This is a genomic window from Caballeronia sp. INML1 (genome assembly GCF_023631085.1).
GTDB lineage: Bacteria > Pseudomonadota > Gammaproteobacteria > Burkholderiales > Burkholderiaceae > Caballeronia > Caballeronia turbans.
In genome coordinates this window covers 414,824-429,378 of sequence record NZ_JALQDT010000051.1, presented here as the reverse complement: position 1 = coordinate 429,378, position 14,555 = coordinate 414,824, and the positions used below count along the sequence as shown (strand labels likewise).

The 14,555-nt window shown below is 63.0% G+C and carries 15 protein-coding genes, 1 pseudogene and 1 riboswitch; of the genes and pseudogenes, 9 read left to right on the top strand and 7 right to left on the bottom strand.

Annotated elements, in window-relative coordinates; translation table 11 throughout:
• Window positions 1-43: 43 nt before the first annotated feature.
• From NCR38_RS18145 to NCR38_RS18135, 3 genes are all read right to left on the bottom strand, one after another.
• Window positions 44-193 (bottom strand): hypothetical protein, encoded by a 150-nt coding sequence (locus NCR38_RS18145; RefSeq protein ID WP_250477442.1) that lies wholly within the window; start codon window positions 191-193, stop codon window positions 44-46.
• A gap of 32 nt (window positions 194-225) precedes the next feature.
• A complete protein-coding gene (locus NCR38_RS18140; RefSeq protein ID WP_061116045.1) occupies window positions 226-597 on the bottom strand; it encodes a DUF4148 domain-containing protein in 372 nt (123 codons plus the stop codon).
• A gap of 204 nt (window positions 598-801) precedes the next feature.
• Window positions 802-1,812: a LysR family transcriptional regulator gene (locus NCR38_RS18135; protein ID WP_061115632.1), complete on the bottom strand. Its 1,011-nt coding sequence runs from the start codon at window positions 1,810-1,812 to the stop codon at window positions 802-804.
• A 218-nt stretch (window positions 1,813-2,030) separates the two neighbouring features.
• Here NCR38_RS18135 and NCR38_RS18130 point away from each other — a divergent pair, with 218 nt between their 5' ends.
• The 5 genes from NCR38_RS18130 to NCR38_RS18110 all read left to right on the top strand — a co-directional run bounded on the left by NCR38_RS18130 (window position 2,031) and on the right by NCR38_RS18110 (window position 9,265).
• Complete coding sequence (locus NCR38_RS18130; protein WP_061115633.1) at window positions 2,031-2,849, top strand: alpha/beta hydrolase fold domain-containing protein; 819 nt, start codon at window positions 2,031-2,033, stop codon at window positions 2,847-2,849.
• 79 nt (window positions 2,850-2,928) lie between these two features.
• Window positions 2,929-4,131: an efflux RND transporter periplasmic adaptor subunit gene (locus NCR38_RS18125; protein WP_061115634.1), complete on the top strand. Its 1,203-nt coding sequence runs from the start codon at window positions 2,929-2,931 to the stop codon at window positions 4,129-4,131.
• A 31-nt stretch (window positions 4,132-4,162) separates the two neighbouring features.
• Window positions 4,163-7,363: an efflux RND transporter permease subunit gene (locus tag NCR38_RS18120; protein ID WP_061115635.1), complete on the top strand. Its 3,201-nt coding sequence runs from the start codon at window positions 4,163-4,165 to the stop codon at window positions 7,361-7,363.
• Window positions 7,360-8,868, top strand: a complete 1,509-nt coding sequence (locus NCR38_RS18115) for an efflux transporter outer membrane subunit (RefSeq protein ID WP_061115636.1) — start codon at window positions 7,360-7,362, stop codon at window positions 8,866-8,868. The genes NCR38_RS18120 and NCR38_RS18115 overlap by 4 nt, the downstream gene beginning before the upstream one ends.
• A 169-nt stretch (window positions 8,869-9,037) precedes the next feature.
• Window positions 9,038-9,265: a hypothetical protein gene (locus tag NCR38_RS18110; protein WP_086960591.1), complete on the top strand. Its 228-nt coding sequence runs from the start codon at window positions 9,038-9,040 to the stop codon at window positions 9,263-9,265.
• Between the two features lie 21 nt (window positions 9,266-9,286).
• Here the strand turns inward: NCR38_RS18110 and ppk2 are convergent, their stop codons facing one another.
• Window positions 9,287-10,183 (bottom strand): polyphosphate kinase 2, encoded by an 897-nt coding sequence (gene ppk2, locus NCR38_RS18105; RefSeq protein WP_061116047.1) that lies wholly within the window; start codon window positions 10,181-10,183, stop codon window positions 9,287-9,289.
• A 259-nt stretch (window positions 10,184-10,442) separates the two neighbouring features.
• Here ppk2 and lhpI point away from each other — a divergent pair, with 259 nt between their 5' ends.
• Both lhpI and NCR38_RS18095 read left to right on the top strand, forming a co-directional pair.
• Window positions 10,443-11,375 carry a bifunctional Delta(1)-pyrroline-2-carboxylate/Delta(1)-piperideine-2-carboxylate reductase gene (gene lhpI / locus NCR38_RS18100; protein WP_086960595.1) on the top strand — a complete coding sequence of 311 codons (933 nt, stop codon included), beginning with the start codon at window positions 10,443-10,445 and terminating at the stop codon, window positions 11,373-11,375.
• Window positions 11,376-11,504: 129 nt separating this feature from the next.
• Window positions 11,505-11,816: a hypothetical protein gene (locus NCR38_RS18095; RefSeq protein WP_061115638.1), complete on the top strand. Its 312-nt coding sequence runs from the start codon at window positions 11,505-11,507 to the stop codon at window positions 11,814-11,816.
• A gap of 94 nt (window positions 11,817-11,910) precedes the next feature.
• On the opposite strand, the gene NCR38_RS18090 is transcribed toward NCR38_RS18095, so the two are convergent.
• The 3 genes and pseudogenes from NCR38_RS18090 to NCR38_RS18080 form a co-directional block, all read right to left on the bottom strand.
• Entirely contained in the window at window positions 11,911-12,225 is a 315-nt protein-coding gene (locus NCR38_RS18090; protein WP_061115639.1) for an antibiotic biosynthesis monooxygenase, read from the bottom strand.
• 40 nt (window positions 12,226-12,265) lie between these two features.
• A pseudogene (locus NCR38_RS18085) lies at window positions 12,266-12,636 on the bottom strand (DUF1428 domain-containing protein).
• A 79-nt stretch (window positions 12,637-12,715) separates the two neighbouring features.
• On the bottom strand, window positions 12,716-13,297 hold the full coding sequence (locus NCR38_RS18080) for a histidine phosphatase family protein (protein ID WP_061115641.1): 582 nt from the start codon (window positions 13,295-13,297) through the stop codon (window positions 12,716-12,718).
• A gap of 48 nt (window positions 13,298-13,345) precedes the next feature.
• Window positions 13,346-13,472: riboswitch (cobalamin riboswitch) on the top strand.
• Between the two features lie 28 nt (window positions 13,473-13,500).
• On the opposite strand from NCR38_RS18080, the gene NCR38_RS18075 reads away from it, so the two are divergent.
• Together NCR38_RS18075 and NCR38_RS18070 are read left to right on the top strand one after the other, a co-directional pair.
• On the top strand, window positions 13,501-13,734 hold the full coding sequence (locus NCR38_RS18075; RefSeq protein ID WP_061115642.1) for a CbtB-domain containing protein: 234 nt from the start codon (window positions 13,501-13,503) through the stop codon (window positions 13,732-13,734).
• A 9-nt stretch (window positions 13,735-13,743) separates the two neighbouring features.
• Window positions 13,744-14,520, top strand: a complete 777-nt coding sequence (locus NCR38_RS18070; RefSeq protein WP_061115643.1) for a CbtA family protein — start codon at window positions 13,744-13,746, stop codon at window positions 14,518-14,520.
• Window positions 14,521-14,555: the final 35 nt, after the last annotated feature.

Below are 14,555 nucleotides of genomic sequence, written 5' to 3'. Positions count from 1 at the left end.
ATAAAAAAGGCGCGGGCTTTTGTCCGCGCCTTTCATGTCTCGCTCAGTGCGAGCGTTCAGTGCTCTCCTGCTTCGTCTCTTGCGCAACGGCCGGCGCATGCGCAGCGTGCTGCGTGAACGGGTGCCACACCGGCGTGAGTGAAGGCAGTTCGTCGAGAAGCGAGAACTGATCGAGTGACGTGTTTTCGAACATGATGGCCTCTTGAATCCTTTCTGACGCGACGATCAGCGCGTCGTCACATTGCCTTGCGCCGCCGAGCCATTGGCGTACTCGACGATCTCGCGGTTGCGCGCTTCCGCCTGCGCCGCATCGCGTGCGCGTTGCTCGCTTTGCGCAGCGACGGCATCGCCCCACATGCCGCGTTCCGGATACGAGTTGCGATTCAATGCCGGCAGGGAGCCGTTCGAATACGCTGCAACGAGTTCGGCACGCACCTGGGCGCGCGTCTTGGGCGTATCGCTCGAGGTCGCTTCCGTCTGCGTCTGGACCTGATACGTGCCTGCGCGGCCGATGCCTTGGCCGCCTTCCGCGAATGCGGTAGTCGTGACGACAGCGGAGATGGCTGCGAGAGAAAATCCCGTGATGAGCTGTTTCATGCTTGCGACTCCTTTCATTCCGATTGCGGCGTGCGGGCAATTGCGAATTGCAATTGGAAAATGAGCACGCTGCGTTGGGAGTGAATGTAGTCGCGCGGCACACGCGGATAAATGCCGTATCCGCGAATAGATTTATCGATTTCGGCGAATAATGGCGCGAGGGCTTGTTGGGCGGGCGTTTGCACCGCCCCGGAAGATAATCGGCTATGCGACGATATCTTCGGTGCCCGCGACTTCAGGCGTGCCGTGCCGCACGATGGTCGGCGATGACGTGCTCGTAGGAAGGCAGCGTTCTTCCGCATCCTTCTGGCCTTGCAGAAGCGGGCAGCGTTCGAACAATTCGGCTGCCCAGTCGACGAACACGCGCACCTTCGGCGACAGATGCCGGTTATGCGGATACACCGCGGAAATCGGCATTGGCAGCGGATTCCATTGCGGCAGCACTTCGACGAGCTCGCCCGCCCGCAGATGCGGCAACGCCATGAAACGCGGCACCTGAATGATGCCGACGCCCTTCAGCCCGCAACTGAGATACGCTTCCGCGTCGTTCACCGCGATCATGCCGCGCATCTTCACTTCGATGGTTTCGTCGTCGATGACGAAATCCATATCCATGACGCGCCCGGTGCGGCTCGAAAAATAATTCACCGCCGTGTGATTCTGCAAATCCTCGATCGTTCTCGGCGTGCCGTTGCGTTCGAGATATTGCGGGGCCGCTACCGTCACGCCCTGAAACACGCCGATACGGCGCGCAACGAGACTCGAATCCTGCAGCGTGCCCACGCGAATCACGCAATCGACGCCTTCCTGAATGAGATCGACCGGCTTGTCGCCAAAGCCCATCATCAACTCGATCTCCGGATAGCGCGTATGGAAATCGCATAGCTGCGGCATCACGATGAGCCGCCCGATCGCCCCCGGCATATCCACACGCAACTTGCCGTGCGGACCCTTTCCGTTGTTCGAGAACGAGCCTTCGGCTTCCTCGATGTCCGCGAGGATGCGCACGCAGCGCTCGTAATACGCGGCGCCATCGGGTGTGAGATTGAGCCTGCGTGTCGTGCGCTGAAGCAGACGCACGTTCAGATGCGCTTCCAGATTCTGAATGATCGTCGTGACGGAGGCGCGCGGCAGATTGAGCGTATCCGCTGCGCGCGAAAAGCTATTGGTGTCCACGACGCGGGTGAATACCTGCATTGCTTGTAGCCGATCCATGTTCTCTCACCTTCTTTACTTAGCGACGCAACTATTTAAGCGAGCGCTAAAAAATAACGGAATGAACGATCGCAAGGGATAACCACGATTGTTCGGTGCGACCGAATTGTGTTGCCGGATTATAGGCATTTATTAAAAAAGGCGCGGACTCCAGAATTCGCAGCATCGCAACTTATGCGTGCAGGCCTTGCAGCACAGGCCTTGCACCGGAAATAACCATGGCATCACTGTTGGATCTGGAGTCGAGCCCCCGCTTGTGCATCGAAGATGTGCACATCACGGGACACACGCAACCCATCACGCTGCGCAGCTATCGTCCCGCATCGGATGGCACGGTGTTGCCCATCGTTCTTTACTTCCACGGCGGCGGTTTTATTCGCGGAGGGCTCGACGACGCGGATATTGCCGCCGCGACGATCGCACGCGATACGCCCGCGTGGGTCGTATCGGTCGGCTATTCGCTCGCGCCGGCGTTTCCGTTTCCGGCCGCGCCCGAGGACGGCTATCGCGCGGCGCAATGGGCCGTCGCGCAGGCCCGCGCGCAGCGCGCCGATCCGCAGCGTATCGGCGTCGCCGGTCATGACGCGGGCGGCAATCTCGCGACTTGCGTCGCTGCCATCGCACGTGATCGCGGCGATATTCGCATGTCCGCGCAAGCGCTGCTCGCGCCGCTGCTCGATCCGAGCATGACGCGTCTCGCCGACGAACGCAAAGTGCTGTGCCCCGATTTCGAAGCATGCGAATGCGCGCAGTGGTATCGCGCGTATCTGCCAAATGCTTCGCAACGCCTGCATCCGTATGCCGCGCCGCTCGAGTCGCGCCGTCTCGGCGGCTTGCCGCCAGCGATCATCGCGAGCGCCGAGCACGACCTCCTGCATATCGAAGCGGAGAAATACGCGGGCGAACTGATCGCGGCGGGCGTGCCGACCGAGGTTACGCGTCATGGCAAGACGTCCCATCAGGCGCTCGCCGCGCATCCCGATGCGCTCGCCGACGTCGTGACGTTCTTCAGAAAACGGCTGGCGCGCGCGAAGTAAATACGGAAGCAAGCGCAAGAAACGGCGCGCATCGCACGCAATACACAACAACAATCTCAACGCAACCGGAGCTCTCACCATGTCTTTCACTCGCAAACGCATCTACGCCGCGCTAGGCGCGACGCTGATCATCGTGGGCGCGGGCGGATATACCGCCTGGCGCGGACACGGCGATTCAGCAATAAACGAAGCCAAGGCTGCCGCTCACAGTCCGACCGCGACGGAAGTCGACGTCGCGGCCGTGGTGTCGAAGACCATCACCGACTGGCAGAGCTATTCGGGCCGTCTCGAAGCGGTCGATCACGTCGACATTCGCCCGCTCGTGCCGGGCACGATCGTCGCCGTACATTTCAAGGATGGCCAGCTCGTGAAGAAGGGCGATGCGCTCTTTACGATCGACCCGCGCCCTTACGAAGCCGAAGTGGATCGCGCACAGGCGCAGCTCGCGGCGGCGCAGGCGCGCAATGGCTACACGTCGACGGATGCGGCGCGCGCAGAGCGGCTGCTCGCCGATAACGCGATCGCCAAGCGCGACTACGACGAAAAGCAGAACGCCGCGCGCGAGGCCGTCGCCAACCTGAAGGCCGCGCAGGCTGCGCTCGAGACCGCGAAGATCAATCTCGCTTACACGCATATCGTCGCGCCGGTGGCGGGGCGCGTGTCGCGCGCGGAGCTCACCGTCGGCAACATCGTGTCTACGGGCGCGAATGCGCCGTTGCTGACGACGCTCGTGTCCGTGTCGCCGATCTACGCATCGTTCGATGTCGATGAACAAACGTACTTGCGCTATCTCGGCCGCGATGCGGGCAGCGCGGTGCCAGTGTCGCTCGGTCTCGCGAACGAAGACGGCTATTCGCGCGAGGGCGTTGTCGATTCCGTCGATAACCGGCTCGATACGACCTCCGGCACGATCCGCGTGCGCGCGCGCTTCAGCAACCCGGACGGCACGCTGGTGCCGGGCCTCTACGCGCGCGTGAAAGTGGGTGGCGGCACGCCGCATCCGGCCGTGCTCGTGGAAGACGAAGCCATCGGCACCGATCAGGACAAGAAGTACGTGATGGTCGTCGACAAGGACAACCGCGTGCAGTACCGCGAAGTGACGCTCGGGCAGACGCATGAAGGCTTGCGTGTCATTTCGAAGGGCCTGCAACCGGGCGAGCGCATCGTCGTCAACGGCTTGCAGCGCGTGCGTCCCAACGACATGATCAAGGCCAACAACGTCGCCATGAACGACAGCGGCGCTGCGCCCGCGCCCGCCGTGAAGACCGCATCGGCACAGTGATGCGCGTCATCCGCAACACACAGAACCCGTCATGAACATATCCAAATTCTTCATCGACCGCCCGATCTTCGCGGGCGTGCTATCGGTGGTCGTGCTGCTGGCAGGCATCATCGCGATGTTCAAGCTGCCGATCTCCGAGTATCCGGAAGTCGTGCCGCCTTCGGTCGTCGTGCATGCGCAGTATCCTGGCGCGAACCCGAAGGTGATCGCGGAGACCGTGGCCTCGCCGCTGGAAGAGCAGATCAACGGCGTGGAGGACATGCTCTACATGCAGTCGCAGGCCAATAGCGACGGCAACCTCACGACCACGGTCACGTTCAAGCTCGGCACCGATCCCGACAAGAACACGCAGCTCGTGCAGAACCGCGTGAATCAGGCGTTGCCGCGTCTGCCGCAGGACGTGCAGCGCCTGGGGGTGACGACGATCAAGTCATCGCCGACGTTGACGATGGTGGTTCACTTGAACTCGCCCAACGGCCGCTACGACATGACGTATCTGCGCAACTACGCGCTGATCAACGTGAAGGACCGGCTCGAACGCATTGCGGGCGTGGGCGAAGTGCAGCTATGGGGCTCGGGCGATTACTCGATGCGCGTATGGCTCGATCCGCAGAAGGTCGCGCAACGCGGCATGACGGCGACGGATGTCGTCAACGCGATCCGCGAGCAGAACGTGCAGGTCGCCGCGGGCGTGATCGGCGGTTCGCCGACGCTGCCGAACGTGCCGCTGCAACTGAACGTGAATGCGCGCGGCCGCCTGCAGAACGAGTCGGAGTTCCGCGACATCGTGCTGAAGACATCGCCGGATGGCGCGGTGACGCATCTGAGCGATGTGGCGCGCGTCGAACTCGCGGCATCGGAATATGGCTTGCGCTCGTTGCTCGACAACAAGTCGGCGGTTGCAATCGCAATCAATCAGCAGCCGGGCGCGAACTCGCTGCAGATCTCCGACGAAGTCCGCAAGACGATGAAGGAGCTGAAGGCCGACATGCCCGCGGGCCTGGAATATCAGATCGTCTATGACCCGACGCAGTTCGTGCGTTCGAGCATCGAAGCGGTGATTCATACGCTCGCGGAAGCAATCGCGCTCGTGGTGCTCGTGGTGATCGTGTTCCTGCAGACGTGGCGCGCGTCGATCATTCCGTTGCTCGCCGTGCCGGTGTCCATCGTCGGTACGTTCTCGCTGCTGCTCGCGTTCGGCTTCTCGATCAACGCGTTGTCATTGTTCGGGATGGTGCTCGCGATCGGTATCGTCGTGGACGATGCGATCGTGGTCGTGGAGAACGTGGAGCGCAACATCGAGGCGGGCTTGTCGGCGAGAGAAGCCACGTATCAGGCAATGCGCGAGGTGAGCGGGCCGATCATCGCGATCGCATTGACGCTGGTTGCAGTGTTCGTGCCGCTCGCGTTCATGTCGGGTCTCACGGGCCAGTTCTACAAGCAGTTCGCGATGACCATCGCCATCTCGACGGTGATCTCCGCGTTCAACTCGCTGACCTTGTCGCCCGCGCTCGCAGCACTTCTGCTGAAAGGCCACGACGAGCCGAAGGACTGGCTCACGCGCGGGATGGACCGCGTGTTCGGCGGCTTCTTTCGCGGCTTCAACAAGGTGTTTCATCGCGGCTCGGACGCGTATGGCAAGGGCGTAAAGAGCGTCATCAATCGCAAGGCCTTGATGATGGTGGTGTATGCCGTGCTGCTCGCCGGCGCCGTGCTGATGGGCAAGGTCGTGCCGGGCGGCTTCGTGCCCGCGCAGGACAAGGAGTATCTGATCAGCTTCGCGCAACTGCCGAACGGTGCATCACTGGATCGCACCGAAGGCGTGATCCGTCAGATGTCGGATATCGCGCTGAAGCAACCGGGCGTGGAAAGCGCGGTGGAGTTTCCGGGCTTGTCGGTGAACGGCTTCACCAACTCGTCGAGCGCGGGCATCGTGTTCGTCACGCTGAAGCCCTTCAAGGAGCGCGTGCATGACAAGGCGCTGTCGGCGAATGCCATTGCGGGTGCGCTGAATCAGAAGTACGCGGGCATCAAGGGTTCGTTCATCGCCGTGTTCCCGCCGCCGCCGGTCCTCGGTCTCGGCACGCTCGGCGGCTTCAAGATGCAGCTCGAGGATCGCGGCGCGCTCGGCTATGCGGCACTTGCCGATGCGACGCAGGCGTTCATCAAGCGCGCATCGCAGACGCCCGAGCTCGGACCGACGTTCTCCAGCTATCAGATCAATGTGCCGCAGTTGAATGTCGATCTGGATCGCGTGAAGGCGAAGCAACTCGGCGTGTCCGTGACGGACGTGTTCGACACGATGCAGGTCTATCTCGGCTCGCTCTACGTGAACGACTTCAATCGCTTCGGACGCGTGTATCAGGTGCGCGTGCAGGCGGATGCGCCGTTTCGCGCGAACCCGGAAGACATCGGCCTGTTGAAGACGCGCAACGCGAATGGCGACATGGTGCCTTTGTCGTCGCTCGTGAAGGTCACGCCGACGTATGGCCCTGAAATGGTCGTTCGCTACAACGGCTATACCGCCGCGGACATCAACGGCGGCCCGGCGCCGGGCTATTCGTCGGGCCAGGCGCAGGCGGCGGCGGAACGCATCGCGGCGGAAGTGCTGCCGCGCGGGATCAAGTTCGAATGGACCGATCTCACGTATCAGCAGATCCTCGCGGGCAATGCGGCACTGTGGGTGTTCCCGATCAGCGTGCTGCTCGTGTTCCTCGTGCTTGCCGCGTTGTACGAAAGCCTGACGCTGCCGCTCGCGGTGATCATGATCGTGCCGATGAGCATTCTGTCGGCGCTGCTCGGCGTATGGCTCACCGATGGCGACAACAACATCTTCACGCAGATCGGCTTGATGGTGCTGGTGGGCTTGTCGGCGAAGAACGCGATCCTGATCGTCGAGTTTGCACGCGAGCTGGAGATGCAGGGCCGCTCGATCGTGCAGGCCGCGATCGAAGCGAGCCGCCTGCGTCTGCGCCCGATTCTGATGACGTCCATCGCGTTCATCATGGGCGTGGTGCCGCTCGTGCTCTCGACGGGCGCGGGTTCGGAGATGCGTCACGCAATGGGCGTCGCGGTGTTCTTCGGCATGCTGGGTGTGACGCTCTTCGGTCTGATGCTGACGCCGGTGTTCTACGTGATCCTGCGCAAGCTGTCCCGCACCGAGCATGTGACGGACAAGCACGGCTCGCATCCGCAGATGCGCGGTATCGGTGCCTCCTACGAGGCGCAATGAGGTCGATGATGAATAAGCTACATGTGTTATCGAGTCTGATGGCTTCGCTGTTGCTGGTGGCGGGCTGCTCGCTCGCGCCCACTTACGAGAAGCCGGACGTGAATGCGCCGTCCGCGTACAAGGAAACGCCGCAAAAGCCGCTCGATGCATCGGAAGCGGGCACCTGGAAGACCGCGCAGCCTTCGGAAGAGATGATGCGCGGCGAATGGTGGACGATCTTCGACGACGCCGCGCTCAACGATCTGGAGAAGCAGGCGCAGGACGCGAACCAGAACCTGAAGGCGGCAGCGGCGCGCGTGAAGGAAGCGCGCGCGATCAACCAGACGGCCCGCGCGGGCCTCTTTCCGACGCTCGACGCGGGTTTCGGCCCGACGCGCGAGAAGCTCTCGCCGGCATCGCAGTTCCTGCCGGCCGATGGCAACGTGCCCGCGCAGACGTTGTGGCGCGCGCAGGCGAGTGCGTCGTATGAAGTGGATCTGTTCGGCCGCGTATCGAACTCGGTGCAGGCCGCGAATGCGGACACGCAGCAGAGCGAGGCCTTGTTCCGCTCCGTGCAATTGGCGTTGCAGGCGGACGTCGCGCAGAACTACTTCAATCTGCGCGAGCTCGATGCCGAGACGGATGTCTTCACGCGCACCGTGCAGTTGCGCGAGGAAGCGCTGAAGCTCGTGCAACGCCGCTACACCGAAGGCGATATCAGCGAGCTCGATGTTGCGCGGGCGAAGTCGGAACTGGCGACGGCGCGCTCGGATGCGATGACGGTGCAACGTCTGCGCGCGGCATCGGAACATAGTCTCGCCGTGCTGCTCGGCAAGGCGCCCGCCGAGTTCTCTATAGCCGCGAACCCGCTCAAGCCGGTCACGGTGCGCGTGCCGCCGGGGCTGCCCTCGGCGCTGCTCGAACGTCGGCCGGATATCGCATCGGCGGAACGCGCGATGGCGGCGGCGAACGCGCGCATCGGCGTGGCGAAGGCGGCGTTCTTCCCGTCGCTGACGCTCACGGGCTCGGGCGGCTTCGAATCCGCGACGCTCGGCGATCTCTTCAAGTGGTCGAGCCGCACGTTCCTGCTCGGGCCGTTCGCGGGCACGGCGCTGAACATCCCGATCTTCGATGGCGGCCGGCGCAAGGGCAATCTCGCGAATGCGCGCGCCATTTATGAAGAGGATGTCGCGAGCTATCGTCAACAGGTGCTCGTTGCGTTCCGCGAGGTGGAGGACAACCTTTCCGATCTGCGCATCCTCGAAGACCAGACAGCGACACAGGACGATGCCGTGAAAGCATCGGTGCGTGCCGCGCAGCTTTCGCGCACGCAGTACACCGAAGGCGCGGTGAACTACCTCGACGTGATCGATGCGGAGCGTACCGTGCTGCAGACGCAGCGCGCGTCGGTCCAGCTGCGTGGGACACAGGCGGTATCGACGGTGAATCTGATCCGCGCACTGGGCGGCGGCTGGGGCGATGCAAAGCCCGCGCCGGTGCCCGAACCGAGTCTCGCTCAGAAGTGACGTGAATATGGCCCCGCATTGCGCGGGGCCAATTCGTTAGTGTTCGCTGAAAAGAAGGATCGGAGAGACGCAGTGGATTGTTCGTCTCCCGGAACATATGTCTTCACCTGGGCGGCGTTTATCCGCGAGGCTCCATTCCTTAGAATTCTGATCATGGGATAGGGAGCCGATGATGAAAGACTTGATCGCAAGACAACTGTATCAGCCGGCGGTGGTGCTGCCACTGCTACTGTTGACGCGCCTGATGGTCACGCTCGACTTCAATCTCGCGCAGGTCATGTTCGTGATGGTGCTCAAGGGTTCGCAGCACGCATATCAGTTCGCGCTGCGTCACACCGTGGCGCGTCAGCGCGGTAATGTCGCCGTGAAGCGCGTTCCCTGCAGCAACTGCTGCTGACGCGAGCCGTATCATCGAACGTCAATACACCTCAGGAACGTACATTTCATCCGGCACGGGTTGCCGCAGATAATCGGGATTGAATACGCGCTCGGGCAGCTTGATCGGCTCATGCTCGATCTCGTGATACGGCACCTGGCTCAACAGGTGATGAATGCAGTTCAGGCGCGCACGCTTCTTGTCGACGGCCTGCACGACCCACCACGGCGCTTCGGGAATGTGCGTGCGCTGGAGCATGACTTCCTTCGCGACCGTGTACGCTTCCCAGCGGCGTCGGCTCTCCAGATCCATCGGGCTCAGCTTCCACTGCTTGAGCGGGTCTTCGATACGCGCCTCGAAGCGCACTTCCTGTTCGTCGTCGGTGATCGAGAACCAGTACTTGATGATCTGGATGCCGCTGCGCACCAGCATCTTCTCGAACTCGGGAACCGAGCGGAAAAACTCCTCATATTCTTCGTCGGTGCAGAAGTTCATCACGCGCTCGACGCCCGCGCGGTTGTACCAGCTTCGGTCGAACAGCACGATCTCGCCCGCCGCGGGCAAGTGCGACACGTAACGCTGGAAATACCACTGCGTGCGCTCGCGATTATTCGGCGCAGGAAGCGCCGCCACGCGGCACACACGCGGATTCAGGCGCTGCGTGATGCGCTTGATCGCGCCGCCTTTGCCCGCCGCATCGCGTCCCTCGAACAGCACGACCAGACGATGCCCCTTGTTCACGACCCAGTCCTGCAGCTTCACGAGCTCGCCCTGCAGACGGAACAGCTCGCGGAAATAGGTTTTGCGCAAGCGCCGTTCTTCTTCCGAGAAGGTCGATTCGCCGTCCAGGAAGCGGTCGTCGACTTCCATCTCGAACTCTTCGTCGTAGCTGTCGATGATGTCGGCGTGGAAGCGGCGCTGTTTTTCCGTCTGATTCATGAAGGGCTCCGTGGGCGTTCCTGGGCTGCCGCCGTCGCGTTTGACCGGTCGCGGCGCGGGCCGGGCGATTATGACGGTATTCGATGGCATTCATACGACAACGGTCGATTCAAACATTGTAGAAAGCCGCGCGTGCGGCCTCAAATCCGGCGCACGGCTTTGTGACACGGCGCCGCGCGCCGTTAGAATGTTCCGGCATTTCGATGGCATGCCAATGGCATTGTCGACCTCATCTCAACATCTACCGCGAGCGAACACGATGACCGCAACGATCCAGAGTTTCGACGAAGCCCAAACCGCGCGCCTCGTGCCTTATGACCGGCTCGTGGACACGCTCGCCGCAACGATGCTCGACTACGCGGCGGGCCGCATCGTGAGTCCGGAGCGCATGGTCGTGCCGATCGAGGGCGGCGTCATGCTGTCGATGCCCGCGAGCGCCGCCGATATCGCGATGCACAAGCTCGTCAATGTATGCGCCGGCAATGGCGCACGCGGCTTGCCGACGATCCACGGTCAGGTCACCGCGTACGACGCCACGACGGGCGTGCCGCAATTCATGCTCGACGGTCCCACCGTGACGGGGCGGCGCACGGCGTCCGTGTCGATGCTCGCGATCCGCGCCCTTCACGTCGTCGCGCCGCGCGAGGTGCTCGTGATCGGCACGGGCAAGCAGGCTGCGTATCACGTCGAGGCGCTCGCCGCCGTTTATCCGGATGCGCGCATTCGCGTACAGGGCTCCCGTCCTGAACGCGCACGCGATTTTTGCGCCGCGCATGCGTCGGCTTCGGGCAATCTCGCCGTGCTCGAAGACACCACGATTCCCGATTCGGTCGATGTCGTCATCGCCGCCACCACGAGCAAGACGCCCGTCTACACGATGCCCGCGCGTGCGGGGCGGCTCGTGATCGGCGTGGGCGCCTTTACCGCCGATGCCGCAGAGATCGCCGCCGCGACCGTCCACGCGAGCGAGCTTTATGTCGATGACCTCGCGGGCGCGCGTCACGAAGCGGGCGACTTCATTCTCGCGGGCGTCGACTGGAACGCGGTGCATGCGCTCGCCGAAGCGCTCGCCGCTCCGAAAAAGGCCGAGCGGCCCGTCGTGTTCAAATCGGTCGGCTGTGCGGCGTGGGATCTCGCGACCTGTCGCGTGGCGCGGGCGGTTTTGTCGGAGGAAAGCTCGCAGGTGCGATAGACCGCACGAGGGAAATGCTGCTTGGAACGCGACTTGCTAATTGTTTGTCTATTGAAAAGAGGGGCGACAGCGTCCCGAGACTAACGGCGCGCAATGTGCGCCACAGCAATCAAGCCAGCGAACTGACCCATGACAAGTCGATATGACAGCAAATGGCACCCGTGGATTCCGGCGCAAGGTGACGGGCGCGAAAGCGCTAAAGGGAAGCGCCCGGCGGCTCCCCAGGCGAGCGCCGCGCCGCCCGCGGGCTACTTCATCTCCGTGCTGGAGCTTGCGACAGGCGAAAAGCTCGGCAACGACGAGCGTCTGCGCGCCGTGGCCATGCTCGAATCGCAGTTCGGCGAGGGCCGGCCGCGCACGCTGAAAGAAGCGGTGCGCATCTGCGCCGCAGCGATCGATTCGTCGACGTTGCAGCGCATGGCACGCGGCGCAAAGGCCTGACGAGAGTTCGCTGAACGCGCGTTTTTTCACATCAGTGTAAAACGCGCGTGCTCACGGAAAAGCGCCCGGTCGTTCGAGGGCACGCTCGGAGCGCTTATTTGACGGTCTGAATCACTTCGAAGCCTTCGAATTCGGGGTGGCCGAGATAGAGTTGGCGCGTCTCGCCGCCGGCGTTGCGATGCGCGGCGCGAAACGCGTCGGATCGTGTCCAATTCTCGAAGGCCGCCTGGTTCGCCCAGATCGTATGACTCGAATAGAGGACGTGGTCGTCCTTGACCGGTCCTTTGAGCAGATGAAACTCGACGAACCCCGGCACATCCTTGAGATGCGTGTCGCGGCTGCTCCAGAGGCGTTCGAAGTCGGCTTCGGCGCCGGGCACGATCTTGAAGCGGTTCATGGCGATATACATGTCGAAGCGTTTCCTTCTCGTCAGGTCAAAAACATAAGAATCAGCTACGCCCCAGTTCCACGAGCGTCGTGAAACCGCCGAAGAACATGCGCTGCGGATCGAATGGCGGATCGCCGGATTCCATCATCGCCTTGAGCCGCGGGTCTTCCATCACCTTCGCGTTGACGCTGTCGCGCTGCTCGCGCGACGCGTAGACGAATACGAGAACGCCACGGTCTCGCCTTCCTTCATTTGCACGCTCTGCGGAAACGACGTGAGCTTGCCGGGCTTGACGTCGTCGGCGATGGTCTCCACGAACTGCAGTGCGCCATGCTCGAGCCAGATCTTGCCGGCGGCCTCGGCCATGGTGCGGTAGGCGTCGATCTTGTCGATCGGCACGGGTACGACGAATCCATCCACGTAATGCGGCATCTGAGTCTCCTGAATCGGTTCGAGAGCGGACCGCGCGTGCGATGCGCTGCTCGTTTGAGCGATGTGTCAGCAACGAAGTTCAGGCCGCTTCATGCGGCGATTCGGCGGTCCATGCGTCGGCGGGCGAGGCGCGTTTGAGCACCGTCGATGAAAGCGGCGCGAAATTCATTCCGTACACGGACTGGAGCGGCATGCCGAGCATATGCGCGAGCGCCACTTTGACGACGATCGCATGCGTGACCACGATGCAGCGCTCGCGCGCATTCAGGCGATCGACGAATGCAAGCCCCTGCGCGACGCGCGCTGCGAGCATGGCAACGCTCTCGCCGCCGTGTCCGCGCGCTTCTGGATCCGCAAGCCACGCGGCGACCTGCTCGGGCTCGCGCTCGGCTGTCTCGCGTATCGAGTGCCCGCGCCAGCGGCCATAGTCGATATCGTCGAACGCGGGCGCGATTTCGAAAGCATCGGCGATCCATTGCGCGGTCTGGCGCGCTACGCGCGCCGGGCTCGCGATCACGCGTGTATCCCGCACGGAGCGCGGCCCCACCCGCAGCGGCGCGAGTTGAATGCGTGCATCATGCTCGGCATGATCGTCGCCTCCGGGAAAGTGGCCGGTTTTCATCGCGCGCGTAGCGGCGTGGCACAACAGAATGAGTTCCAAGGGAGTCGCCGGGCGAATCGGAATCGTTTTACTTTGCCGCCGATCATCATAGAATGGCAAGCTTGCAGTGCGAGGAAGCCGGTGCAAATCCGGCACGGTCGCGCCACTGTATGCGTTCGTCAGCGTGAAAGCGTTGCGCCGCGAGTCAGACCCCGCTGCATGCTCTTCGTCAATCGGGACGCGCTTTTCCCTGGAGAACCACCATGAATGCTTCCAACACGCCGGCCTTTTCCGCTCCGGTTTCCCCGTCGCTCGACGCACCCGTGCCCCTTCCGGTGCGCGAAGTGCTCCCGTGGGCCGTTTTCATCGGCCTTCTTCTGTTGATCGCAATCTATTTCGTCGGCGCGGAGCAGGGCGCGACGTCGATCTTCTCGGGCATGTACGTCCACGAGTTCGTTCACGATGGCCGGCATCTGCTCGGCTTTCCGTGCCACTGAGGACGCGTCATGATTCGCACTTTGCTGATACGCGGCATGATCGCGGGGCTGATCGCGGGCCTGATCGGCTTCGGTTTCGCTCGTGCGTTCGGGGAGCCGTCGGTGGCGCGCGCCATCGCGTTCGAGCAACATCACGAGCAGGCGCACGACCATGAGCATGCCGATGCCGCGAGAGGCGCCGCGCATTCGCACGATCACGGCGACGAAGAACTCGTCTCCCGCGATACGCAAGCGGGTCTCGGCCTCCTGACGGGCGTTGCGGTGTTCGGCACCGCATTGGGCGGTCTCTTCTCGCTCGTGTTCGCGTTTGCTTATGGGCGCCTCGGCGCGTTGCACGCGCGCGGCACGTCGGCGCTTCTGGCGTTGTTCGGCTTCGTGAGCGTCGCCATCGTGCCGTTCCTCAAGTACCCGCCGAATCCGCCGGCGGTCGGCAATCCCGACACCATCGGGCCGCGCACGGCGCTCTTCTTCGGCATGGTGGCCATTTCCATCGCGGCGGCCGTGTTCGCGCTGTGGCTCTGGCGGCGCATGGCGGCGCGACATGACGGCTGGAACGCGACGCTTATCGCCTCGGCCGCGTATCTCGTCGTGATCGTGGTGGCGCAGCTTGCACTGCCGCGCATCGACGAAGTGCCCGCCGATTTCTCCGCGTCGCTCTTGTGGAACTTCCGCCTGGCCGCGATCGGCATTCAGGCGCTGATCTGGACGACGCTCGGTCTCGTGTTCGGCGCACTCGCCGCACGTGAACTGGACCGGCCGGCTGTCAGGAGAATGGCGGCGGCTTGACGCTTCTTGCAGGCTCGATTGTCCGGCCCACGTTT